The sequence below is a fragment of the Methylobacterium sp. WL119 genome (assembly GCF_008039875.1).
Lineage (GTDB): Bacteria > Pseudomonadota > Alphaproteobacteria > Rhizobiales > Beijerinckiaceae > Methylobacterium.
In genome coordinates this window covers 1-22,888 of the sequence record NZ_VRUU01000048.1, presented here as the reverse complement: position 1 = coordinate 22,888, position 22,888 = coordinate 1, and the positions used below count along the sequence as shown (strand labels likewise).

General features: G+C 70.3%; 22 protein-coding genes, 1 tRNA gene and 3 pseudogenes. 11 read left to right on the top strand and 15 right to left on the bottom strand.

Going from position 1 to position 22,888, the window contains the following annotated elements; genetic code table 11:
- Window positions 1-9: 9 nt before the first annotated feature.
- The 5 genes from FV227_RS29920 to FV227_RS17080 all read right to left on the bottom strand — a co-directional run bounded on the left by FV227_RS29920 (window position 10) and on the right by FV227_RS17080 (window position 4,834).
- Window positions 10-357: an aquaporin gene (locus FV227_RS29920; protein ID WP_281406280.1), complete on the bottom strand. Its 348-nt coding sequence runs from the start codon at window positions 355-357 to the stop codon at window positions 10-12.
- A gap of 111 nt (window positions 358-468) precedes the next feature.
- Window positions 469-741 carry an aquaporin gene (locus tag FV227_RS29915; protein ID WP_246686485.1) on the bottom strand — a complete coding sequence of 91 codons (273 nt, stop codon included), beginning with the start codon at window positions 739-741 and terminating at the stop codon, window positions 469-471.
- Between the two features lie 50 nt (window positions 742-791).
- Window positions 792-2,297, bottom strand: a complete 1,506-nt coding sequence (gene glpK, locus FV227_RS17090) for a glycerol kinase GlpK (RefSeq protein WP_147727769.1) — start codon at window positions 2,295-2,297, stop codon at window positions 792-794.
- Between the two features lie 84 nt (window positions 2,298-2,381).
- Window positions 2,382-3,914 carry a glycerol-3-phosphate dehydrogenase gene (gene glpD / locus FV227_RS17085; protein WP_187274860.1) on the bottom strand — a complete coding sequence of 511 codons (1,533 nt, stop codon included), beginning with the start codon at window positions 3,912-3,914 and terminating at the stop codon, window positions 2,382-2,384.
- 86 nt (window positions 3,915-4,000) lie between these two features.
- Window positions 4,001-4,834, bottom strand: coding sequence for a DeoR family transcriptional regulator (locus FV227_RS17080; RefSeq protein ID WP_147859528.1), 834 nt, complete (start codon window positions 4,832-4,834; stop codon window positions 4,001-4,003).
- 44 nt (window positions 4,835-4,878) lie between these two features.
- On the opposite strand from FV227_RS17080, the gene FV227_RS30465 reads away from it, so the two are divergent.
- Window positions 4,879-5,124: a hypothetical protein gene (locus tag FV227_RS30465; RefSeq protein ID WP_348642586.1), complete on the top strand. Its 246-nt coding sequence runs from the start codon at window positions 4,879-4,881 to the stop codon at window positions 5,122-5,124.
- A complete protein-coding gene (locus FV227_RS30460) occupies window positions 5,112-5,240 on the top strand; it encodes a hypothetical protein (RefSeq protein ID WP_348642587.1) in 129 nt (42 codons plus the stop codon). The genes FV227_RS30465 and FV227_RS30460 overlap by 13 nt, the downstream gene beginning before the upstream one ends.
- A gap of 228 nt (window positions 5,241-5,468) precedes the next feature.
- On the opposite strand, the gene FV227_RS17070 is transcribed toward FV227_RS30460, so the two are convergent.
- Complete coding sequence (locus tag FV227_RS17070) at window positions 5,469-6,371, bottom strand: SDR family oxidoreductase (RefSeq protein WP_147729172.1); 903 nt, start codon at window positions 6,369-6,371, stop codon at window positions 5,469-5,471.
- A gap of 99 nt (window positions 6,372-6,470) precedes the next feature.
- Here FV227_RS17070 and FV227_RS17065 point away from each other — a divergent pair, with 99 nt between their 5' ends.
- Window positions 6,471-7,334 carry a helix-turn-helix transcriptional regulator gene (locus FV227_RS17065; protein WP_147729171.1) on the top strand — a complete coding sequence of 288 codons (864 nt, stop codon included), beginning with the start codon at window positions 6,471-6,473 and terminating at the stop codon, window positions 7,332-7,334.
- 172 nt (window positions 7,335-7,506) lie between these two features.
- On the top strand, window positions 7,507-8,655 hold the full coding sequence (locus FV227_RS17060) for a crosslink repair DNA glycosylase YcaQ family protein (protein WP_246686486.1): 1,149 nt from the start codon (window positions 7,507-7,509) through the stop codon (window positions 8,653-8,655).
- A 100-nt stretch (window positions 8,656-8,755) separates the two neighbouring features.
- Here the strand turns inward: FV227_RS17060 and FV227_RS17055 are convergent, their stop codons facing one another.
- The 3 genes from FV227_RS17055 to FV227_RS17045 all read right to left on the bottom strand — a co-directional run bounded on the left by FV227_RS17055 (window position 8,756) and on the right by FV227_RS17045 (window position 11,106).
- The gene (locus FV227_RS17055) at window positions 8,756-10,012 is read right to left on the bottom strand and encodes a YbfB/YjiJ family MFS transporter (RefSeq protein WP_147859526.1); all 1,257 of its coding nucleotides are present in this window, start codon (window positions 10,010-10,012) and stop codon (window positions 8,756-8,758) included.
- A 75-nt stretch (window positions 10,013-10,087) separates the two neighbouring features.
- Entirely contained in the window at window positions 10,088-10,492 is a 405-nt protein-coding gene (locus tag FV227_RS17050) for a VOC family protein (RefSeq protein ID WP_147727538.1), read from the bottom strand.
- Window positions 10,489-11,106: a pyridoxamine 5'-phosphate oxidase family protein gene (locus FV227_RS17045; protein WP_147727537.1), complete on the bottom strand. Its 618-nt coding sequence runs from the start codon at window positions 11,104-11,106 to the stop codon at window positions 10,489-10,491. Before FV227_RS17045 ends, FV227_RS17050 begins: the two co-directional genes overlap by 4 nt.
- Before the next feature lie 80 nt (window positions 11,107-11,186).
- Here FV227_RS17045 and FV227_RS17040 point away from each other — a divergent pair, with 80 nt between their 5' ends.
- Window positions 11,187-12,077 (top strand): LysR family transcriptional regulator, encoded by an 891-nt coding sequence (locus FV227_RS17040; RefSeq protein ID WP_147727536.1) that lies wholly within the window; start codon window positions 11,187-11,189, stop codon window positions 12,075-12,077.
- Between the two features lie 122 nt (window positions 12,078-12,199).
- Here the strand turns inward: FV227_RS17040 and FV227_RS17035 are convergent.
- The 4 genes and pseudogenes from FV227_RS17035 to FV227_RS17020 all read right to left on the bottom strand — a co-directional run.
- Window positions 12,200-12,559, bottom strand: a pseudogene (locus FV227_RS17035) (transposase); the annotation flags it as partial.
- 256 nt (window positions 12,560-12,815) lie between these two features.
- Entirely contained in the window at window positions 12,816-13,025 is a 210-nt protein-coding gene (locus FV227_RS17030) for a hypothetical protein (RefSeq protein ID WP_147727535.1), read from the bottom strand.
- 515 nt (window positions 13,026-13,540) lie between these two features.
- On the bottom strand, window positions 13,541-13,876 hold the full coding sequence (locus FV227_RS17025) for a hypothetical protein (protein WP_246686487.1): 336 nt from the start codon (window positions 13,874-13,876) through the stop codon (window positions 13,541-13,543).
- Window positions 13,877-13,963: 87 nt separating this feature from the next.
- Window positions 13,964-15,164: pseudogene (locus FV227_RS17020) on the bottom strand (IS3 family transposase).
- 407 nt (window positions 15,165-15,571) lie between these two features.
- Here FV227_RS17020 and FV227_RS29910 point away from each other — a divergent pair.
- Window positions 15,572-15,943: pseudogene (locus tag FV227_RS29910) on the top strand (integrase core domain-containing protein); the annotation flags it as partial.
- A gap of 222 nt (window positions 15,944-16,165) precedes the next feature.
- On the opposite strand, the gene FV227_RS17010 reads toward FV227_RS29910, so the two are convergent.
- A tRNA-Gln gene (locus tag FV227_RS17010) sits at window positions 16,166-16,239 on the bottom strand.
- 441 nt (window positions 16,240-16,680) lie between these two features.
- Here FV227_RS17010 and FV227_RS17005 point away from each other — a divergent pair.
- The 5 genes from FV227_RS17005 to hslV all read left to right on the top strand — a co-directional run bounded on the left by FV227_RS17005 (window position 16,681) and on the right by hslV (window position 22,449).
- A complete protein-coding gene (locus FV227_RS17005) occupies window positions 16,681-17,907 on the top strand; it encodes an ABC transporter substrate-binding protein (RefSeq protein WP_147727533.1) in 1,227 nt (408 codons plus the stop codon).
- A gap of 238 nt (window positions 17,908-18,145) precedes the next feature.
- Window positions 18,146-19,018, top strand: a complete 873-nt coding sequence (locus tag FV227_RS17000; RefSeq protein WP_147728683.1) for a branched-chain amino acid ABC transporter permease — start codon at window positions 18,146-18,148, stop codon at window positions 19,016-19,018.
- Between the two features lie 4 nt (window positions 19,019-19,022).
- The gene (locus FV227_RS16995) at window positions 19,023-21,095 is read left to right on the top strand and encodes a branched-chain amino acid ABC transporter ATP-binding protein/permease (RefSeq protein ID WP_147728684.1); all 2,073 of its coding nucleotides are present in this window, start codon (window positions 19,023-19,025) and stop codon (window positions 21,093-21,095) included.
- Complete coding sequence (locus tag FV227_RS16990; RefSeq protein WP_147728685.1) at window positions 21,088-21,810, top strand: ABC transporter ATP-binding protein; 723 nt, start codon at window positions 21,088-21,090, stop codon at window positions 21,808-21,810. Before FV227_RS16995 ends, FV227_RS16990 begins: the two co-directional genes overlap by 8 nt.
- A 108-nt stretch (window positions 21,811-21,918) precedes the next feature.
- Entirely contained in the window at window positions 21,919-22,449 is a 531-nt protein-coding gene (gene hslV, locus FV227_RS16985) for an ATP-dependent protease subunit HslV (protein ID WP_147844277.1), read from the top strand.
- Between the two features lie 60 nt (window positions 22,450-22,509).
- Here hslV and FV227_RS16980 read toward each other — a convergent pair.
- On the bottom strand, window positions 22,510-22,888 hold a 379-nt coding region (locus FV227_RS16980), incomplete at its 5' end, for a hypothetical protein (protein ID WP_210246726.1).

The window sequence follows — 22,888 nt, the reverse complement described above, 5'->3', positions numbered from 1 at the left end:
CGTCGGCCGTCAGACGCCGATCAGCAGGATCGCGAGCGCCGCGAGCACCGCGCCGATCGCCGGGCCGGCGACCGGGATCAGGGCGTAGCCCCAATCCGAGTGCCCCTTGCCGGCGATCGGCAGCACCGCATGGGCGAGGCGCGGCCCGAGATCGCGGGCCGGGTTGATCGCGTAGCCGGTGGTGCCGCCGAGCGAGAGGCCGATCCTCCAGACCACCATGCCGACGAGGTAGGGCGCCAGCCCCGTCGGGATGTTGCCGGAAGCCCCCACTGTCCGCGACAGCAGGGCGCTGATGATCAGGATCAGCAGGAAGGTACCGATGATCTCGCTCGTCCAGTTCGCGGCCGATTGCCGGATCGCCGGATCGGTGCAGAAACAGGCCCGCTTCAGGCCCTAATCCTCGGTGACGGCCCAGTGCGGCAGGTAGTGCAGCCAGACCACGGTCGCGCCGAGGAAGACGCCGATCATCTACGCGGGCACGTAGATCAGGAGCTTGCTCGGTTTCCCGGACGTGATCGCACCGGCGATCATCACCGCCGGGTTGATGTGCGCGTCGGGGCTGCCCGTCGCGGTCGCGACGAAGATGCCGGCCAGCACCGCGAAGGCCCAGCCGGCGGTGATCGCGATCCAGCCCGCGCCCTCCGCCTTGGAGCCGCGCAGCAGCGCGCCGGCGACGACCCCGTTGCCGAGGATGATCAGCACCATCGTGCCGAGAAGCTCGCCCAGGAACGGCGACGTCATGAGGTTTCCTCCGAGAGTGTCCGAGATGGGAAGCGGTCGAGGCGGCGGCCTCAATCCTCCTGCTCGTCCCAGTCGAAGGCGCGCTTCACGGCGCGGCCCCAGGCGGCGGTGATGCGCCGGCGCTCGCCCGCATCCATGTTCGGCACCCAGCGCCGGTCGACGCCCCAGTTGCGCACGAGGTCGTCGGTGCTCCGCCAGTAGCCGGTGGCGAGGCCCGCCGCGTAGGCGGCGCCGAGTGCCGTGGTCTCGGTGACCCGCGGGCGCACCACCGGCACGTCGAGGATGTCGGCCTGGAACTGCATCAGGGTGACGTTGGCGACCATGCCGCCGTCCGAGCGCAGCTCGCGCACGGGGATGCCGGAATCCTTCTCCATCGCCTCCAGCACCTCGTGCGTCTGGAAGGCGGTCGCCTCCAGGCAGGCGCGGGCGATGTGGCCGCGGTTGGCGTAGCGGGTCAGGCCGATGATCAGGCCACGGGCGCCCTCGTTCCAGTGCGGCGCGTAGAGGCCCGAGAAGGCGGGCACGAAGTAGACGCCGCCGTTGTCCGCGACCGTGGTGGCGAGGCTCTCGACCTCGGCGCTGTCCTGGATCATGTGCAGGTTGTCGCGCAGCCACTGCACCAGGGCGCCGGTGATTGCGATCGAGCCCTCGAGCGCGTAGACCGCCGGTTTGCCGTCGAGCTTGTACCCGAGCGTGGTGACGAGGCCGCAGGTGGAGGGAACCGGCGTCTCGCCGGTGTTCATCAGCGCGAAGCAGCCGGTGCCGTAGGTGTTCTTGGCCTGGCCCGGCTGGAAGCAGGCCTGGCCGAACAGGGCCGCCTGCTGGTCGCCGAGGATGCCGGCGATCGGCACGCCGGAAAACGGCACCCGCGTCTCGCCGTAGACCTGCGAGGAGGAGACGATCTCGGGCAGCATCGCCCGCGGGATGCCGAAGGCCGAGAGCATGCCGTCGTCCCAGGCCAGGGTCCCGAGGGACATCAGCTGCGTGCGGCTGGCATTGGTCACGTCGGTGAGGTGGAGGCCGCCGTCCGGGCCGCCCGTCAGGTTCCAGACGAGCCAGGTGTCGATGTTGCCGAACAGCACGTCGCCGGCTTCCGCCTTCTCCCGCGCGCCCGCGACGTGGTCGAGGAGCCAGCGCAGCTTCAGCCCGGAGAAGTAGCTCGCCAGCGGCAGGCCGGTGAGCGCGCGGAAGCGGTCGCGCCCGCCGTCGCGGGCATATTCGGTGACGAGGCGGTCGTTGCGGGTGTCCTGCCAGACCAGGGCGTTGTGGAGCGGTTGGCCGGTGCGCTTGTCCCAGATCAGCGTGGTCTCGCGCTGGTTGGTGAGGCCGATCGACAGGAGGTCCTTCGGCGTAAGCCCGGCGCCGTCGAGGGCGTCCTGCATCACGCCTTGGGTGTTGCGCCAGATCTCCATCGGATCGTGCTCGACATGGCCGGGTCGCGGATAGATCTGCGCGTGCTCGCGCTGCTTGCAGACGATGATGCGCCCCTCGCGGTCGAACACGATGAAGCGGCTGCTGGTGGTGCCCTGGTCGATGGCGCCGACATACTGGGACATGGCTGTCTTCCTCCCTTGCGGACCGTGGGTCGATCGTCTCCCGCGGACCAGTCTTCGCGCCGATTCCGCGCCGCGCACCTTGATTCAGGCGGCTTCCGCCTTTCGCGTCAGGTAGGCGGCGAGCCGCGCGGCCCCGTCCGGGCTGGTGCGCAGGCCGAGCTTCGAGCGCCGCCACAGGATGTCCTCCGCCGTGCGGACCCATTCCGAGCGGACGAGGTAGTCGACCTCCGCCGCGCTCAGGCCGCCCTCGAACGCCTCGCCGAGGTCGGCCAGGCTGCGCGCGCCCTTGACGATGGCCCGCGCCTCGGTGCCGTAGGCGCGGGCGAGCCGCCGGGCGGTCTCGGCCGGCAGGAACGGCGCCTCGCGGGCGAAGGCGGCGAGGAAGGCGTCGAAATCCGCCTCCGGCATCGCTCCGCCGGGCAGGGTCGCCTCACCCGTCCAGGCCGGCTTCAGGCCGGGGAAGTGGGACGCGATCTTCTCGATCGCGTGCTCGGCGAGGCGGCGGTAGGTGGTGATCTTGCCCCCGAACACCGAGAGCGCCGGCGCCTGCCCGCCGGCATCGTCGACGTCGAGCACGTAGTCGCGGGTCACCGCCGAGGCGTTGGCGGCGGCGTCGTCGTAAAGCGGGCGCACCCCCGAATAGCTCCAGACCACGTCCTTCGGCCCGGTCACTTTGGCGAACGAGCGGTTGATGCAGTCGCAGAGGTAGCGCGTCTCGTCCTCCGAGATCCGCACCGGGCCGGGCTCGTTCGCGTAGGGGACGTCGGTGGTGCCGATCAGCGTGAAGTCGCGCTCGTAGGGGATCGCGAAGATGATGCGCTTGTCGGGCTGCTGCAGGATGTAGGCCTGGTCGCCCTCGTAGAGCTTGGCGACCACGATGTGGCTGCCCTTGATCAGCCGCACCGCCGCGCGGCTGTTCACGCCGAGCGTTCCGCCGAGCGTCGCGCTCACCCAGGGGCCGGCGGCGTTCACCACCGCCTTCGCCCGGACGGTCTCGGTCCGCCCGGTGACTGCGTCGCGCAGGGTCGCCGTCCACGTCCCGTCGACTCGGCGCGCCGACTCGACGCCGGTGCGGGTGCGGATCTCGGCGCCCCGGGCCTGCGCATCCATGGCGTTCAGAACCACGAGGCGGCTGTCCTCGACCCAGCAGTCGGAATAGACGAACCCCTTCGTGAGCCGGTCCAGAAGCGGTGCGCCCATCGGCGATGTTCGCAAGCGAACCGTCTTGGAGCCGGGCAGGGTGCGCAGCCGGGCGAGGTGGTCGTACAGGAACAGGCCGGCCCGCAGCATCCAGGCCGGGCGCAGGCCCGCGTCGTGCGGCAGCACGAAGCGGAGCGGCCAAATGATGTGCGGCGCCTGCCGCAGCAGGCGCTCGCGCTCGGCCAGAGCCTCCCGCACCAGGCGGAACTCGTAGTATTCGAGGTAGCGCAGGCCGCCGTGGATCAGCTTGGTGCTCGAGGACGAGGTGAATTCCGCGAGGTCTCCGCGCTCGCACAGCAGCACCGAGAGGCCGCGCCCGGCCGCGTCGCGGGCGATGCCGGTGCCGTTGATGCCGCCGCCGATGACGAGCAGGTCGTAGGGGGCGCCCAGCGCCAGCACGTTCGAGACCGTCGTCATGAGTCGCCTCCCGCCCCGGCCGATGCCCGGGTCGGCAGAATATTGCCTTATCATAGGATTTTCGCAAGCGAAAATTGCGATGTTCGCTACGGCTCGTCTCGGTCGGCCACCGCGAGGGCGACGCCGTGACGCTCCATCAGGGCGACGATCTCGGGCGGCGGGACGCGGTCGGTAAAGAAGGTGTCGATCTGCTCCAGCCGCCCGACCTCGACCATCGGGCGGCGGGTGAACTTGGTGTGGTCGGCCACGAGGAAGGTCTGGCGCGCATGCGCCACGATGGTCTGCGTCGCCCGCACCTCCTCGTAATCGTAGTCGAGCAGGGCGCCGTCGGCGTCGATCCCGCTGATGCCGATGACCGCCACGTCGACCCGGAACTGGCTGAGGGTGTCGCAGGTGAGCTGGCCCAGGACGGCGCCGTCGCGGTTGCGGATCGTGCCGCCCGCCACGACGATGCGGAAGTCGGTCGCCTCCGCCAGCCCGACCGCCACGTTGAGGTTGTTGGTGATGATGCTGAGGTCGTCGTGGCGGACGAGTTCGCGCGCCACCGCCTCCGGCGTGGTGCCGATATTGAGGAACACCGAGCAGTGCGACGGGATGCGGCCGGCCGCCAGCCGGCCGATCCGGGTCTTCTCGGACAGCAGCGTGGTGCGGCGGTCGGCGTAGTCGATGTTCTCGACGCTGGACGGCAGGCCGCCGCCGCCGCGGTAGCGCTCGAGCCGCCCCTCCGCGCTGAGCTCATTGAGGTCGCGCCGGATCGTCTGCACGGTCACGCCGAACTGGCTCGCCAGGGCCTCGATCGTCACGAAGCCGCGCTGGCGCACCGCGGCGACGATCGCCCCGCGCCGCGTCTCGACCGCCGACGCGTCGGCGCGCTCGCCCGCCTTCCGCTCGAAGCCGCCCCGCTCGACCATACGCGTCATGGAAACTCCGGCCCGGGGCTCGCACGCCTCGGATCGGATTGTAGGTGACGGGAGGAGTTTCGCAAACGAAACGCGCAGGCCCAGGGGCCGGCGGCGCTCGACCTGTCCTCGGCCTGTTCGAGCAGATCGTCTACCGCGACGGCGCCCGGCAGTCGCGGAACGACAACACCGACCCGATCCGCCGCGAGCACAGGCCGGCGGTGCACGTGCGCATCGTCGAGAGCGGCGCGCCGACGGGCGGCGTCGGCGCGCCCGGGCTGCCGTGGGTGCCCCCGCCGTGCTCGACGTGATCGCGGCGCTGACCGGGCAGCGCGTCCGCGCCCTGCCGGGCGCCGACCTTGCGCGCAGGCCGGTTTCGCGCGCCTTTTCCGGCAGCCCTGGTGGATCGCGGGTGCGGCGCGCGTGAGCGTGAGGGGGAGACCGTCGATGCCGGAGGTCGTCCGGGACGCGGCGATCGCGCCATCCTCCGAGGCCGTGTCGACCGGGCTCCGGGCTCCCGACCGACGCCGTCGCCCTCGTGCTCCTGACGCTGGCCACCCTCGTCATACTGTGGCTGCTCGTGCGGACGCTGCTCGGCATCGCCCGCGGGGAGCTGCGCACGCCGTCGTCCTGACGCGCGGAGGCCTCGGGCGCCTCAGGCGGGCGGCCGGGAATAGTCCATCCGCTCCAAGTCCTCGATCAGGCCCCGGCCGGTCGGGTGCCAGCCGAGCCGGGCCCGCGTCAGCGCGCTGGAGGCCGGCATGTCGAGGCCGACGAACGCGGCGAGCCAGCCGAAATGCGCGGCGGCGTCTTCCGGCGCGAGGGCGACCGCCGGCAGCTTCAGGCCGCGGCCGATGGTCTGCGCGATGTCGCGGGCGGCGACGCCCTCCTCGGCGACCGCGTGGTAGCGGGCGCCCGCCTCCCGCCGCGCGAAGGCGAGCGCGTAGAGCCGGGCGACGTCGAGGACCGGCGCCGCCGCCCAGCGGTTGGCGCCGTCGCCGACATAGGCCGAGACGCCGGTCCGCCGGGCGAGGTCGATCATGTAGGTGATCAGCCCCTGCTTGACCGTGTCGTGCACCTGCGGAAGCCGCACCACCGACACGTTCACCCCCGCCTCCAGCAGCGCGGCCCCGGCGAGCTCGGAGGCGATGCGCGGGTTCGGGTGCGCGCGGTCGAAGACGTCCTCCCGGGCCGGGCCACCGCCGTCGGGACTCCCGATTCCCGCACCGGAGGTGATGAGCAGCGGCCGATCCGAGCCGGCAAGGGCGGCCCCCAGGGCCTCGATCGCCCGCCGGTCCTTGTCGCAATTGGCGACGAAGTTCGTGAAGTCGTCGTGGTCGAAGGCGGTGTGGATCACGCCGTCGGCCTGCGCGGCGCCGCGGCGCAGGCTGTCCGGGTCGTCAAGGGTGCCGCGATGCGGCTCGACCCCAACCTCGATCAGCTTGCGGGCGCCGGCCTCCGAGCGGGTCAACCCGAGCACCCGATGCCCGGACCGGAGCAGTTCCGGGACGATGGCCGAGCCGATGAAGCCGGTGGCGCCGGTGAGGAAGATGCGCATGCGATGCACTCCGCTGTGATCAGAGCGCCCCTTGTCGGCCCGCCGCCGATCCCGTTAAAGTCGTGACCGTATCCCGGTATACGTCCCAACAGGATCGCCATGCCCGCCCGTTCCGAACCCTCGCTGGGCGCCTACCTGCGGGATCGGCGCACCAAGCTCGATCCGGCCGCCCTCGGGTTCTCGGGCCGCCGTCGCACGCCGGGCCTGCGCCGGGAGGAGGTCGCCCAGCGCTCGAACATCAGCGCGACCTGGTACACCTGGCTGGAGCAGGGGCGCGGCGGCGCGCCCTCGGCGGACGTGCTGAACCGCATCGCCGCCGGGCTGATGCTGACCGAGCCCGAGCGCGAGCACGTCTTCATGCTGGCGCTGGGGCGTCCGCCCGAGGTCCGCTACCGGCCGCAGGAGGGGATCACGCCGCGCCTCCAGCGGTTGCTCGACACGCTGGAGGTCAGCCCGGCCCTGATCAAGACCGCGACCTGGGACGTCGTCGCCTGGAACCGCGCCGCCGCCGTCGTGATGACCGACTGGGAACCGCTGCCACCCGGCGAGCGCAACATCCTGCGCCGCATGTTCGGCGACCCGCGGGTGCGGACGGCGCAGCAGGATTGGGACAGCGTCGCCCGCTTCGTGGTCGGCGCGTTCCGGGCGGACGCGGTGCGGGCCGGCGCGGCCTCCGAGGTCGGCGAGCTGGTGGACGAGCTCTGCCGCACCAGCCCGGACTTCGCCGCCCTGTGGCGGGAGAACGACGTCCACGCCCACGGAGACGGGGTCAAGCGGCTCCGTCACCCCGTCCTGGGCCCGATCGAGCTGGAGTTCTCGACCTTCGCCGTGGACGGAAGACCGGATCTCGGCATGATCGTCTACAACCCGATCACCCCGGAGGTCCGCGAGCAGATCCGTGCGCTCGTTCATGCGCGGCAGGGCGAAAACGGCGCCGACGGGTCGCCGCCGAAGGCCGCGTAGTGCACGCGGCGCAGCTCCCGAACTCCGTGCGGCCCTTGCCGGGCCTCGTGCCGCCCCTGTCCGGAGGCCGGCCCTGACTGCGGACCTCTCCGCCTCCGAGGCCCGTCGCATCGCCCTCGTCGCCCAGGGCTTCGCCGCGGGCCGGCGCGCGGGACCCGTCTCCGCCGCGCGGATGCGCAACGAGATCGGCCGGCTCGGCCTGCTTCAGATCGACAGCGTGAACGTGCTGGTGCGGGCCCAGTACCTGCCGCTGTTCTCGCGCCTGGGCCCCTACGAGCGTGGGCTCCTCGACGCCCTGGCGGCCGACCGGCCGAAGCGGTTCTTCGAATATTGGGGGCACGAGGCCTCGCTCCTGCCGGTCGACCATCACCCCCTGCTGCGCTGGCGCATGGCCCGGGCCCTCGCCGGCCGCGGCCTGTGGCGGCGGCTCGAACCCTTCGCCGGGGCCAGGCGCGGCGAAGCCGAAGCCCTCCTCGCCCGCATCGAGACGGAGGGGCCGCTGGCCGCCTCCGACGTCGCGGGCAATCGGGCCTCGCAGGGCATGTGGGTGTGGAGCGCGGCCAAGCACGCGCTCGAATGGCTATTCTGGGCCGGCCTCGTCGCCTCGACGCACCGTCGCGGCAGCTTCGAGCGCGTCTACGACCTGCCCGAGCGCGTGCTTCCGCGCGCCGTCCTCGCGCATCCGACCCCGAGCGGCATCGACGCGCGGCGGGAGCTGATCGCACGCGCGGCGCGGGCGCTCGGCATCGCGACGGCGCAGGACCTGCGCGACTATTATCGCCTCGCGCCTGCCGATGCGCACCTGCCGATCGCGCAGCTGGTCGAGGACGGCACGCTGGTTCCGGCCCGGGTCCGCGGCTGGCCGCAGCCGGCCTACCGGCACAGGGAGGCGCGGCTCGGCCGACGGCTCGACGGCGCCGCGCTCCTGTCGCCCTTCGATCCACTGATCTGGCACCGGCCGCGGACCGAGCGGCTGTTCGGCTTCCGCTATCGGCTCGAGATCTACACGCCCGCTCACCAGCGCGAGCACGGCTACTACGTCCTGCCCTTCCTGATGGACGGCGCGCTCGTCGCCCGCGTCGACCTGAAGGCGAACCGCAGGATCGGCATGCTGGTCGTCCAGCGCGTGCACCTGGAGCACGATGCGCCCCCCGGCACCATGGACCGGCTGCTCGGGGAGCTCCGCCTGATGGCGGCGTGGCTGGACCTGGCGAGCCTCGCCGCCGCGCCGGCGGCCGGCGCGACCGGCCTGCCCATCGCGGCGGCCGGCGAGCCCGACCCGCCGTCGATCGAACCGGGAGCGAACGAAGCCTCGGGCTGACCGATCGCCGCGAGATCGTGCGGCGGCGCCGCTCGCCCCGCGTTCGGCACGGCTACGATGCGGCACGGACGCTCAACTCCGCCGGACTCGGGCGCCATCCTCAGGGACGGGCGGGGGAGGCGGGGCGCGGCGTCGCCAGCGCCGTGCCGAGGTCGATGGCGAGCGCCAGCACCATCGCGGCCGTGCCGAGCGCGAACAGCAGCGTGTAGTTGCCCGCCGTGTGCGCAAAGACGAAGGACAGCCCGTAGGCGGCGCCGGCCTGGAACAGCGCGAACGCCACGGTGGCGACGCTCCAAGCCGCCTTCTGCCGCTCCGGCTCCCCGGGCAGGAGCTCGCCGATGCGGCCGAGCATGAGCGGCACGGTTCCGGTGACGAAGGCGCCGACCGCGACGCTCGACAGGATCAGCCACGACGGGCCGAGGCCGAGGGCCGGAATCGCGATCGCGCCGGCCTCGACCAGGAAGGCGAGCCGGAGCGCGGGACCGAAGCCGGTCCGGTCGGCGAGGTGCCCGACGAGGATCGGGCCGACCGTCGCGCCGAGCCCGAACAGCACCCAATAGTGCGATCCGGCCTGGATGCCCTGCCCGAGGCCGCGCGCGACGAGGTCGACGAGGAACAGCATGTGCGGCACCCACGCGGCCGCGTTGAGCGCGTATTCCGCGTAGAGCGCCCGCAGCGCCGCCCGGCCTGGCGCGCGCGACGGCTCGGCACCGGCAACCGGCCGAACTGCCACCGGAGCGTCGGACGGCCAGCCCCGCCAGCCGATGACGGTAAGCAGGCAGGAGAGCGCGCCAAGGCCGAACCAGGCCTGCTGCAAGCCGCCGCGCAGGAGGAGCGGGACGAGCGTCCCCGACGCCGCGATGCCGACGCCGATGCCCATGAAGATCAGGCCGCCGGCCAGGCCGCGCTTGCCCGGCGGCACGTGCGGAAGCACGGCGGGCGCGGCCAGCACCATCAGCGCGCCTCCAGCAAAGCCCGACGCGAAGCGCCAGGCGAAGAACCACGCGACGTTCAGCGGGTAGGCGCAGGCGAAGAACGCCGCGGTCGCCACCACCATCATCGCGCGGAGCACCACGGGAACGCGGGTGCGGGCGGCGAGCGGCCGCCCGAGCAGGGCGCCGGCGAGATAACCCGCAAGGTTGGCCGCCCCGAGATAGGCCGCGGTCGAGGCCTCGAACCAGCCGCCGTCGATGATCGCCGGAAGCAGCGGCGTATAGGCGAACCGCGCGAGCCCGATCCCGATCAGGCTGGCGCAGGAGGCCGAGGCGACCGCGCGCCGGGCCGTCCGTCTGTCGTCGGCGCCGGCGCGATCGCCGTACGGAATCGGTCGAGGCCGGGCAGGCGTCGGCAAGGCCATGGGACGAGGTTCCCGCCGTTCGGTCCGAGAGTGCAGGGCGACGACGTGAAAGCGGGCCTGGCGACAGGAACGGTCCTACGCCGTGGCGAATTCGAGGCGCACGCCGCCCGGCATCGTGCCGATGAAGTGGTGCGTCTCGGACCCCTCCCGCATCGGACCGGGCGCGAACTCGATCGTCGTCCCCGGATGGCCGCGCACCCGGTCGTAGGCGGCGGCGAGCGCCGCGCGGTCGGCGACCTTGAGGGCGAGGTGATGCAGCCCGACGTTGGCGCGGCGGTCGAACGGCACCGCGGCCTCCGGATCGGCGATCCGCCACAGCGTCACGAGGATCGCGCCGTCGGAGACGAACACGGCGGGGTAGGACGGCACGCCGCCGGCGACGCGCCAGCCGAGCGCGTCGACGAAGAAGCGCTCGGCGGCGTCGAGGTCCGGCACGGCGAGGCCGACATGATGCACGCCACAGGTCGACGGCTCGGTCATGCGGAGGCTCCCTTGAGGCGCGCCAGCTCGGCGCGCAGGTTCGCGTTCTCGATGAGCAGCGGCCCGAGCTCGGCCTCGATCTCGGCGCGCGTGAAGCGCGGCGCGATGAATTGCGGGCAGTTCCAGTCGAAGCCGACCACGTCGATCACGAACGCGGCCACGGCCGGCGGCGCCGCGGGATGCGAGACCCGCGCGACGAGATCAGGATCCTCGGCCGCCGCGACGATGCGCGCGTGGCCGATGAGCTTGAGCCGGCGTTGGGCCGGATAGTCCATCGCGAACAGGGCCACCCGGCCGCGCTCGATCACGTTGCCCTGCGAGATGTACTGCCGGTTGCCGGGATAGTCGGCGAATCCGATCCGGTTCTCGCCCAACGACCGGACGAAGCCGGCCGCCCCCCCGCGATGCTGGATGTAGGGCCAGCCCTCGGGGCCGACGCTCGCCAGGTAGACGCTGTCGCGCGCCTGCAGGAAGGCGTGCTCGCGCTCGGTCAGCGCATCGCGCCCGTCGGCGGACGCGGCCTCCCGCCTGGCGTAGCTGGCGCGGGAGCCGGCGCGCGCCTGGAGCGTGCGCGCCGTCTCGCCGAACAGGTGGTGGAAGTAGGTACCGGGCATGCCGGAGAGGTAGCGGCTTCACGCGGCGGCGATAATCCATCACCTTCGCAGTTCAGAATTTCGTTTTCGGGAATGATCGCGTGGACCGCTTCGCGGCGCTGACCACCTTTGTCGCGGTGGCCGAGCGGGGCGGCTTCAAGGCCGCCTCCCGCCACCTCGGCCACTCGCCGCCTGCGGTGACGCGGACCATCGCCGCCCTCGAGCGGCATCTCGGCGTGCCGCTGTTCCGGCGCTCGACCCGCAGCGTGGCGCTGACCGAGGAGGGCGCCGCCCTCCTGGATCGCGCCCGCGAGATCCTGATGCGGCTGCAGGATGCCGAGCACGTCGTGATGGGGCGCCAGGCGGCGCCGCACGGCGAGCTGCAGATCACGGCGCCGGTCGTCTTCGGCCGCCTGCACGTCCTCCCCGTGGTGGCGGACCTGCTCGCCCGGCACCGGCCGGTGTCGGCGCGGCTGATGCTGCTCGACCGGAACATCCGGCTGGTCGAGGAGGGGATCGACGTGGCGGTCCGCATCGGCGAGCCGCGCGACAGCCGTCTCAGGTCGGTCGCCCTCGGCACGGTGCGGCAGGTCATCGTCGCGAGCCCGGCCTACTGCGCCGCGCGCGGGCGGCCGGCCGACCCGAAGGCGCTCGCCGAGCACGACATCATCGCCGGCGACAACGTCCGAACCGGCTCCCACTGGCGCTTCGGCCCGCGGTCGCAGGGCGTCGCCGTCGCGCCGCGGCTGACCGTGACCTCGATCGATGCCCAGCTGGCCGCCGCCGCGGCCGGGCTCGGGCTCGCGAACGTCCTCAGCTACCAGGCGGCCGAGGGCCTCGCCGCGGGCCGATTGTGCAGCGTGCTCGACGCGCACGCGCCGCCGCCCGTGCCGATCCACCTGCTGTTCGACGCCAGCCGCGCGCACCTGCCGAGCGTCCGCCTGTTCATCGAGGCCATGCGCGCCCGCGCGCGGAGCGGCGCCTGGGAGTGAGTCCGGAGGCCGCCCGGACCGCGTCGTCCGACGTTTGAAGTCTTTGAAATGACCGCGGGACCGTGGCTCGAACCCGCCCCGAGGAATCAGGGCCCCGCAAAGCGCGTCGAAGACCTGAAGCAGCCGGCCTGCGCGAGCCCCGTCCTCCGGAAGTGGACGCGGCAGTGCTGCCAGGTTGCGTTCATCACCTGGGCCACCGATGCCTTGATGCCCTCGTAGGCGTCCGAGATCACCAGCTTGACCGCGCGCAGCCCCCGCCGGGCGAGCTTGCGGAAGGCTGTCCCGAACATCTCGGCCTCGGAGGGGCCGACATCCATGCCGCGCACCTCGCGCCGGCCGTCGGTGCTCACGATCACCGCCGCCGAGGCGATCAAGAAAGCCGGGAAGCACGAGCCCCTCCGCAGCTTCGGGATGCGCAGTTCGACGGTCCCGGCCCGCGTCTGCCAGTCCCGGTCACGATAGCCGCTGCGCTGGACCAGCCGCACACCCCCGATGGTTCCGAGTGCCCTGGTCGGCAGGGATCCTGGGCGATCTTTGCGCCGCCGGCGTGCGGCCGTCCCCGCTCGCCATCCTGTGCGAGGCGACCGATGACGGACCGACCGATGCGGACCGTGAGCATCCTGGTCGACGAACTCGCTGCCGGCCCTGGGCTCGATCACGTCGCATGACGACCGGCGCCATCGAGAGGAAGGCAGGGACGACGGCCCTGACTCCGAATCGGAAGTCAGGGCCCGGAGCTTATCGCAGCGTCGGCGACTCACCGGTCTTGAGATGACGCTCGTCCCCCTCCGGTCCGCCGAGCGACACGTGCGAGTTCAGTCGATCGAGGTGCTCGAAGACGTGCTCGAAGGCATTCGTCACCGCCTGCTCGAAGGAGCCGTCGCCTTTGCCCTGCGCGGCCTTCAGAGCGCTGAGCAGTTCTTGATGCTTGTGGGTGTCGCTCGACATGCTGCTCTCCCGCCGGACCTCATGCCGGCAGGAAGGCCAAGCCCTGCAGATGATCGCGGTTCCCCGTCACGGTGCACGACCAAGCCGTCGCCGACCTCATCAAGCGAGACCCTCGACCACAGCAAGAGAGGAGTAGGCGCAGAAGGCTGGGACCGTGGGGAGGAAGAACCGCGATCGGGGTCATCCGGAGTCCGTGCGCGCGCCGGGATCGAGGTTCCGGCCAGCCCTCGATGTCGGGTCCGCATCCCGATCCCCTTCTGAGATCGTGGATTGGAGGGCCGAGAAATGGCTCAGGACACCGCTCGAAGACCAACGCCTCGTATCGGGAAGGACCGCGGTGCTCCGTCGCCGCATCGAGGCCGCGAGCATCGATCCTGACTTGGTCGATCCGCGGGAAATTCCACCCGGCATCGCGATCGACAAGTCCGCCACGGCCTTCCATGAAGAACCTGGGCCAGAGCGCATCCCTGGCAGCATGGTGCTCAACCATATCACCACGCCGTGGGATCAAACACCTAGTCTGCGACGACCACCCTCAATGATCCGAGGCTGAGTTCTTCCGCCATGTCGCCCAGGACGGCGCGGACGCTGATGAGGCCCGTGCTCAAGATCTCGAAAGGCGAGAGGATCAGGCTCGCCGACGCCACGATATATCGCGGCGCCGTGCTGCCGGATTCGAGCGCGGAGACGAGCTTCCGCTGCTCGGCGATGGGCGGCGTCTCCACCGGCTCCTCGATGATCGGATCCTCGAGGCCGGGCACGTAGCAGCGTAGCAGAACGGAGGAGAGCGGGTGCTCGGCCGACGAGATCACATGCGTATGGATGCAGAACTTCGGCAGGATGAACGGCATGTCCGGAGAGGCGAACATGACCGAATTGTAGCACCCGATGAAGCTCAGCTTTCTGATCGGCCCCCAGGCGGTGGTCCAAGGGTGGAGTTAGTGCGCGGTAGGCCGTTCTGCCACGGGTAGCTTGGCCGGCGGAGCTGGTCGGGCGAGCGCAGCCGGCCAAGCGGAGAACGCTGGCACGAACACCTCCGGTGCCGGGGGCCGGTATCCCAGCGAGGCATGTGGGCGCACAGTGTTGTAGTGACGCCTCCAGCTTTCGATCACGATCTGCGCCTCCTTGAGTGTGTAGAAGATCTCACCATTCAGGAGTTCGTCGCGCAGACGCGCGTTGAAGCTCTCGACGTACCCATTCTCCCAGGGTGAGCCTGGCGTGATGTAAGCGGTTTTGCTGCCGACCGCGGTGATCCAGGCTTGCACAGCCTTCGCGACGAACTCAGGCCCATTATCCGAACGAATATGGCCCGGTACGCCACGCAGGATGAACAGGTCCGAGAGCACGTCGATAACGTCGATCCCCTTGAGCTTGCGTGCGACCCGGATCGCCAGGCATTCGTGCGTGAACTCGCTGCGCGGTCCTTCCGTTCATCGACCACGTTGAGCATCCGGATCTTGCGCCCATCGTGCGTGCAGGCCTCGACGAAGTCGTACGACCATACGTGATTGCGGTGTTCCGGGCGAAGACGAACACAGGAGCCGTCGTTGTCCCAGATCCGCCCCCGCTTGGGCTGCTTGGCCGGCACCTTCAGCCCCTCACGCCGCCAGATCCGCTCGACGCGCTTGTCGTTGACCGACCACCCAGCCGCCTTCAGCAACGCGCTGATCTTGCGGTAGCCGTAGCGCCCGTACTTCTCGGCCAATGCCACAAGATCGGCCGTCAGCGCCTCTTCGTCGTCCCGGCCCCGCGGTACCTTGCGCTGCGTCGAGCGATGCTGTCCGAGCGCCCGACAGGCGCGGCGCTCGAAGACGGTCATCGTCCGCATAATGTGCTCGACACAGGCGCGCCGGCGCGCGGGGCTCAAAAGTTTCCCCGGGACGCCTCCTGCAGGATCAGCTTGTCGAGGGTGAGATCCGCAATCGCCTTTCGAAGCCGCTGGTTCTCGGTCTCCAGGTCCTTCAACCGACGAACCTGATCCGACTTCAGGCCGCCAAACTCACGCCGCCACCGGTAGTATGTCACTGAGCTCACGCCGAGCGCGCGGATTGCATCGGCCACGCTCTGGCCCTGTGAGATCAGCACATCCGCCTGCCGCAACTTGGCGACGATCTCCTCGGGCTTCGGGTGCTTTGCCATCTCGTCCGTCCTCCAGGCTCAAAAGCCATACTAAAGGGCGGACCACTTCAATGGGGGCTGATCACGTGCGCCCGCATGCATCGCTGAAATACCAGCCGCCGGCACCGGAGGTGTTCGTGCCAGCCTTCTCCGCTTGGCCGGCTGCGCTCGCCCGACCAGCTCCGCCGGCCAAGCTACTCGTGGCGGAGCGGCCCACCGTGCACTAACTTCACCCTTGGACCACCTCGCGGGGGCCGATCAACCCGCGTTTCGACGACGATGGCGGAACGTGCCCTGTGCCCGAGTTGCCTGATCCAAGGCAGTTACTGATTTGGCGTGCGCTCCTGTCGAAGAGGTAAGCGGATCTCGAAGGCACCGAAGGAGCAGTTTCGAAAACTCGATCCGCTCCACCACATGCTAGAACAACACATATCCGGTCCTACGACTTCGTCGAGCATCGTACGCACAGGGGTCGCAAGCAGCGAACGCTGAACGTGGTGGCGGCCCCAAGGATCGTGCAGCGCGCTGACCCGCAAGCGCTCGCTCAACCGGATCACTCGCAAGCTCCAGGCGGTAGACGTGATCGACGCGCTCTCGGACTTGTTCGGTTTAGATTGGGCACCCCATCAAATCCGCCCGGGCAACGGGCTGGAATTGATCGACAAACGGTCCAGAACTGGATCGCAGCGGTCGGCTCGCGGGCAGCCTGCATCAAGTCGGGCGGTCCCTGGGAAAACGGCTATTGCGAAAGCTTCAACGCGAAGCTCCGCGACGAACGCCTGAACGGCGAGGTGATCTTCGCCACAGCGTCGCGACCGACCTGCGCGAGCTCGGAAATACGGATCGGGAGATCGCCGATATCTTGGGCCAACGCACGGCCTACGCGACGCCGACGTACCACCGACATGAAACGGTCGAACGCACGCGTGATCGGCGATCTGCACGGGGAAGACCGTTCCGAAGAAAAGTCAAACCTGCCGCCGTAAGCACTCGTCGTTGAAGCTAAGTCGTTGAAAATTCATTGGCTGGGGGACCTGGATTCGAACCAGGACCAGAGGAGTCAGAGTCCACCGTTCTACCGTTAAACTATCCCCCACCGAAGGGACGGGTACCGCTCGCGATCCGGGCACGGCTGGAAGCCGGTGACCGCTCGGAAGGGGTCCGTCGTTCGGGAGCGCTTCCGTTAAGGGGAAAGCGCGGATCGGTCAACAGGCTTTGCCCGCGCCGGCGCATTTCCGGGCCGGCCCGGTGCTTCCGGAACGCCCGGGCGCATCGGCCGGAGCATGGTCCCCGCGCAAGCCGCGACGGACGCCGCCTGGCCGACCCTCGCCGCGGCGGCGGGGGTTCGCGCCGTAAAACCCACAACCCTTTGGATTTGTAGGCCGGACCTTGCGTCCTGCGTTGCGTTCGCGTGCACGTTCGACAATATTCCAGCGCTCGGGCAGGGGCCCGAGACTTCGGGCCGCAGAACCCGCGACGGTGCCTCAAGGCACCGCGACACAAAAAACGCCCAGATCGGGACACGGAGGAAACAGCCATGACACTGACGACGCGCGCGTTCGTTGGCGCCCTGCTCGGCGCGACGGCACTGGCCACGCTCGGCGCCCTGCCGTCCCAGGCCGCGGACCCGATCAAGATCGGCGTCACCGGCCCCTATACCGGCGGCTCCTCCGCCATGGGGGTGTCGATGCGCGACGGCGCACGGCTGGCGGCCGCCGAGATCAACAAGGCCGGCGGCGTGCTCGGGCGTCAGATCCAGCTCGTCGAGCGCGACGACGAGGCCAAGAACGAGGTCGGCGCCCAGGTGGCGCAGGAGCTCATCAGCAAGGAGAAGGTCGTCGCGACGCTGGGCTTCATCAACACCGGCGTGGCATTGGCCGCGCAGCGCTTCTACCAGGAAGCCGAGATCCCGGTGTTCAACAACGTCGCCACCGGCACCGTCATCACCAACCAGTTCAAGGCGCCGGACTACGACAGCAACTACGTCTTCCGGAACTCGGCCTACGACGTGCTGCAGGCCGGCATGATGGTCGACGAGGCCGTCGCGCAGGGCCACAAGAAGATCGCCATCCTCGCCGACTCGACCAATTACGGCCAGCTCGGCCGCGAGGACATCGAGAAGTACCTCGGCACCAAGGGCGTGAAGCCGGTGGTGGTCGAGAAGTTCAACATCAAGGACGTCGACATGACGGCCCAGCTGCTGAAGGCCCAGCAGGCCGGCGCCGACGTGATCCTGGCCTACGGCATCGGGCCGGAGCTGGCGCAGATCGCCAACGGCATGGCCAAGCTCGGCTGGAAGGTGCCGATGATCACCTCGTGGCCGGCCTCGATGCAGAGCTTCATCGACATCGCCGGCGCCAACGGCAACGGCGTGGTGATGCCGCAGACCTTCATCGAGGACAAGACGCTGCCGAAGCGCAAGGCCTTCCTCGAGGACTACTACAAGACCTACGGCGTGACCAAGATCCCGACCCCGGTCGCCGGCGCGCAGGGCTACGACTCGGTGTTCCTGATCGCCGCCGCGATCAAGCAGGCCGGCTCGACCGACGGACCGAAGATCCGCGAGGCGCTCGAGAACCTCAAGGAGAAGGTCGAGGGCGTGGTGACGACCTACGACAAGCCGTTCACCGCCGCCGACCACAACGCGATCTCGCGCAACATGGTCGTGTTCGGGAAGGTGCAGGACGGCAAGATCGTCTACGCCAAGGACACGGACGCTAAGAACGCCGGCGTGGTGCGCGTCAAGGAAAAGACCTCCAACTGACGATTTTCGTCGGTCGGGCGGGATGATCCACCGCTGCCGGAACGCTTATCGAGCGTCCGGCGGCGCGCGAGGTCCCGCAACCGCCCGCGTGCCGGGGCGGCACGGCCGGCCCGACGCCGTCCGGTCGCCCGTCGCGCGGCCCGATCCCGAGCGGGACGGGAGCCCACGCCTCGACGGATTGGGTCGGGACCGGGCGTCATGAACGACCAAACCCTCACGCACGGGCGCCGGTGACACGATGACCATCTTCCTGCAGCTCGTCGCGTCCGGCGTCGCGGTCGGCATGATCTACGCCGCCATCGCCTTCGGCTACCAGCTCACCTTCGCCACCTCGAAGACGCTGAACTTCGGGCAGGGCGAGGCGCTGGCGCTGGGCGCCCTGTTCGGCCTGACGCTGGCGCCGTTCACCGGCTACTGGCTGATGATCCCGCTGGTGCTGGTCTTCGGCTTCGCGCTGGGCGCCGTGGTCGAGCGCCTCGGCGTGCGCCCGGCGGTGAAGATCAAGTCCGAGTACGGGTGGATCATGGCCACCATCGCGCTCGGGATCATCTTTCGCAATCTCGCCGAGAACATCTGGGGCCGCGACGACCTGAAGTTCCCGTCGCCGCTGCCCGAGGAGGCGCTGCAGCTCGGCGGCATCCGCATGCTGCCGATGGAGCTGCTGATAATCGCCGGGGCGTTGCTGATGATGCTCGCGGTCGAGATCTTCAATCGCAAGTCGATCTGGGGCAAGGCGGTGATCGCCACCTCGAACGACATCGATGCCGCCGGCCTGATGGGCATCAACACCAAGCGCGTCATCACCCTGTCCTACTCGATCAGCGCGATGACGGCGGCGTTCGCCGGCGTGCTCGTCGCCCCGGTCACGCTGACGGGCGCCACGATGGGCGCGGTGCTGGCGCTGAAGGCCTTCGCGGTGGCGATCATCGGCGGCCTCGAATCCGGCCTCGGCGTCATCGTCGGCGGGCTGATCCTCGGCATCGCCGAGACGCTGACCGGCTTCTACATCTCCACCGGCTACAAGGACGTGCCGGGCCTGATCCTGCTCCTCGTCGTGCTGTCGATCCGCCCCGTGGGGCTGTTCGGCAAGGCCGTGATCAAGAAAGTCTGAGCCGATGGCGCACTCCACCTTCGCGCCGGCCGCCGCCCCGGCGCCCTCGGCCTCCGCCGGTCTCGGCCGGCATATCGGCGCGGCGGGCGCGGTGCTGCTCGTGGTGTTCCTCGCCGCCTTCCCGCACGTGGTCACCAGCAGCTACTACATCCACCTGCTGCTGGTGATCGCGATCTACGCGATCCTGATCCTCGGGCTCGACATCGTCGTCGGCTATACCGGCCAAGTCAGCCTCGGCCATGCCGGGCTGTTCGGCGTCGGCGCCTACGCGGCGGCCGTGCTGTTCCTGCACTTCAAGCTCGGGATCTGGTGGGGCCTGCTCGCCGGGATCGGCGTCACCTCCGCCTTCGGCCTGCTGCTCGCGGTGCCGGCGCTGCGGGTCACCGGCCCGTACCTCGCGATGGTGACGCTGGCCTTCGGCACCATCGTGCAGATCTTCATCAACGAGCTGACGCCGATCACCAACGGGCCGCTCGGCATCACCCTGCCGCCGGCCCGCGTCATCGACTTCGCGAGCTTCGGCATCAGCCCGCCCTGGGGCGCGGCCGGCCGCAAGCTCGAGTTCTACTATCTCGTCTGCGCCTGCCTCCTGCTGACGATCGTGGTGGTGAACCGCATCGTGCGCTCGCCGTTCGGGCGCGCCTTCGAGGCGCTGCGCGACTCGCCGATCGCCTGCGACTGCATGGGCGTCAGCGTCTACCGCTACAAGGTCTACGCCTTCGTGGTCTCGGCGGCGCTCGCGGGGCTCGCGGGCGCGCTGTTCGCCTGGTCGGAGCGCTACGTCGCCCCGAATTCCTACGGCTTCGAGCTCACCGTGCTGTTCCTGCTCGCGGTGACGATGGGCGGCCGGAAATCGCGGGCCGGCCCGCTGATCGGCTCGGCGATCATCGTGATGATGCCCAACATCCTGGCCGACATCGACCTGGTGCGGATCATGGCCGGCCTCATCGCCGCCGTGGCGCTCGTCGTCGGCATCCAGGCCTTCCTGCGCCGGCGCGAGAACCGCTTCGCGATCCTCGTGCCGGTGGTGCTCTGCATCCTGTTCCTGCCCGCGACGCTGGCGCTGCAATCGGTCACCGACTTCCGGCTCAGCGTGTTCGGCCTGCTGATCCTGTTCGTGGTCTACTACCTGCCCGATGGCATCGTCGGCTTCCTGCGCGAGAAGATCCCGGCGCTCCGCCCGGCCCACACGGCGGAGGGCAAGGCGCTCTCGGCCGACGGCGACGCGCTGATCGCGCAGCGCGGCAAGGCCGCCGGCACCGAGCCGCTGCTGCAGGTCGAGCAGGCGCTGATGCAGTTCGGCGGCCTAAAGGCGCTGGCCGGCGTCGACCTGTCGGTGAGGCCCGGCACGATCCACGGGCTCATCGGCCCGAACGGCTCGGGCAAGAGCACGATGATGAACGTGCTCACCGGCATCTACAAACCCACCGCCGGCGCGGTGACGCTGGCCGCGGCCGGCAGCGCGCCGAAGCGCCTCGACGGGCGCACGCCCTCCGAGATCGCGCTCGCCGGCGTGGCCCGCACCTTCCAGAACGTGCAGCTCTTCCGCGAGATGACGGCCCTGGAGAACGTGCTCGTCGGCCTGCACCACGCCTTCCACGGCACCATCGTCGACGCGATCCTCGGCACGCCGCGGCGCCGCCGCGAGGAGCGCGAGGCCCGCGCCCGGGCGATGGCGATCCTCGACTTCATGGGCCTGTCGAGCCTCGCCCAGGTGGAGGCCCGCAACCTGCCCTACGGCAAGCAGCGCCTCCTGGAGATCGGCCGCGCGCTGGCGCTCGATCCCGTGCTGCTGCTGCTGGACGAGCCGGCCGCCGGCCTGACCGCGCCCGACATCGCGGACCTGACCGCGATCATCCGCAAGATCCGCGACGCGGGCATCACCGTGATCCTGATCGAGCACCACATGGACGTGGTGATGGGGCTGTGCGACCGGGTCAGCGTGCTCGATTTCGGGCACAAGATCGCCGAGGGCGGGGCCCGCGAGGTGCAGGCCGACCCGAAGGTGATCGAGGCCTATCTCGGCGCCCCCGACGACATGGGCGGCTCGGCCGCTCCGGAGCCAGCCCATGCTTGAGGTCGCCAACCTGTCGGCCGGGTACGGCCAGATCGAGGTCCTGCACGGGCTCTCGTTCCAGGTGCCGAAGGGCAAGGTCGTGACGCTGATCGGCTCCAACGGGGCCGGCAAGACCACGACGATGCGGGCCCTCTCGGGGATGATCCAGCCGCGCGCCGGCTCGATCCGGCTCGCCGGGCGTGAGATCTCGGGGCTCGACAGCCACGACGTGGCCCGCGCCGGCCTCGCCCACTCGCCGGAGGGGCGGCGGGTGTTCCCGACCCTGTCGGTGGAGGACAACCTGACGCTCGGCGCCTTCCCGCGGCTGACCGGCTCGCGCCCCAAGGGCGACGTTTCCGCCGACCGCGAGCGCGCCTACGCGCTGTTCCCGCGCCTCAAGGAGCGCCGGCTGCAGCTCGCCGGCACGCTCTCGGGCGGCGAGCAGCAGATGCTCGCCATGGGCCGCGCCCTGATGCTGCGCCCCGACATCCTGCTGCTGGACGAGCCGTCGATGGGGCTGGCGCCGAAGCTCGTCGAGGAGGTGTTCCGCATCATCCGCCAGCTCAAGGAGGAGCAGGTGACGATGCTGCTCGTCGAGCAGTTCGCCATGGCGGCGCTCGGGGTGGCCGACTACGCCTACGTCCTCGAGAACGGCCGCATCCGCTTCCAGGGGCCGGCGGCCCGGCTCAAGAGCGATCCGGCGGTGCGCGCGGCCTATCTCGGCGGCGACCACTGACCGCGGGTCTTCGCGGTGCCGCTTGGCAATCCGGGGCGCGAGCCCCTACCTGACGCCGAGCGACACCCGGAGACACCCTTGGCACACGACGATTCAGGCCCGGCCCAGATGCACGCCACCACCATCCTGATGGTGCGCAAGGGGGGCCGCGTCGTCATCGGCGGCGACGGCCAGGTCAGCCTCGGCCAGACCATCGTCAAGGGCAATGCCCGGAAGGTCCGGAAGCTCGCCAAGGGCGCGGTGATCGGCGGGTTCGCCGGCGCGACGGCCGACGCCTTCACCCTGTTCGAGCGGCTGGAAGCCAAGCTCGAGCAGTATCCCGGGCAGCTTACCCGCGCCTGCGTCGAGCTGACCAAGGACTGGCGCACTGACCGCTACCTGCGCCGCCTGGAGGCGATGATGCTGGTGGCCGACAAGGACGTCAGCCTGCTGCTGTCGGGCGCGGGCGACGTGCTCGAGCCGGAGGGCGGGGTGATGGCGATCGGCTCCGGCGGCAACTACGCGCTGTCGGCCGCGCGCGCCCTGGAGGACACCGACCTCGACGCCGAGGCGATCGTGCGCAAGGCCATGCGGATCGCCGCCGAGATCTGCGTCTACACCAACGAGAGCCTCGTCCTCGAGGCTCTCGACGCGGGCTAGGTCCGGCCCTCACCGGCTCCGTCCCGACGGCCCTGGGGCCGCCGGGAGGCTGCGCGGCTGCTACTTGTCGAAGCTGTAATCGAGGTCGATGCCGTCCTTGCCGTCGTCGCTGGCCTTGAAGGTCATCTTCATGCGCGTCTCGGTCGTGCCCGTGTCCTGGGTCTCGTCCCAGACCGAGGTGTAGCGGCAGGTCATCCGCTTGGCCTTGCGATCCTCGAAGACCGTCTCGGGCTCGACCAGCGCCTTGAGCCGGCGCTTGCCGTCCTTGAAGTCGGGGGCGCCGTTGACCGAGGCCATCAGATCCGTGCGCACCGCGTCCTGCGCGCAGAGCCCACCCGCAGGCGAGGGCGGAGCCGCCGCGACGACCGGGGCGGGAGCGGGCGTCGACGGCGCGGGCACGGCGGCCGTCGGAGCCGAGGGGACGGGCGCGGTGGCGGGG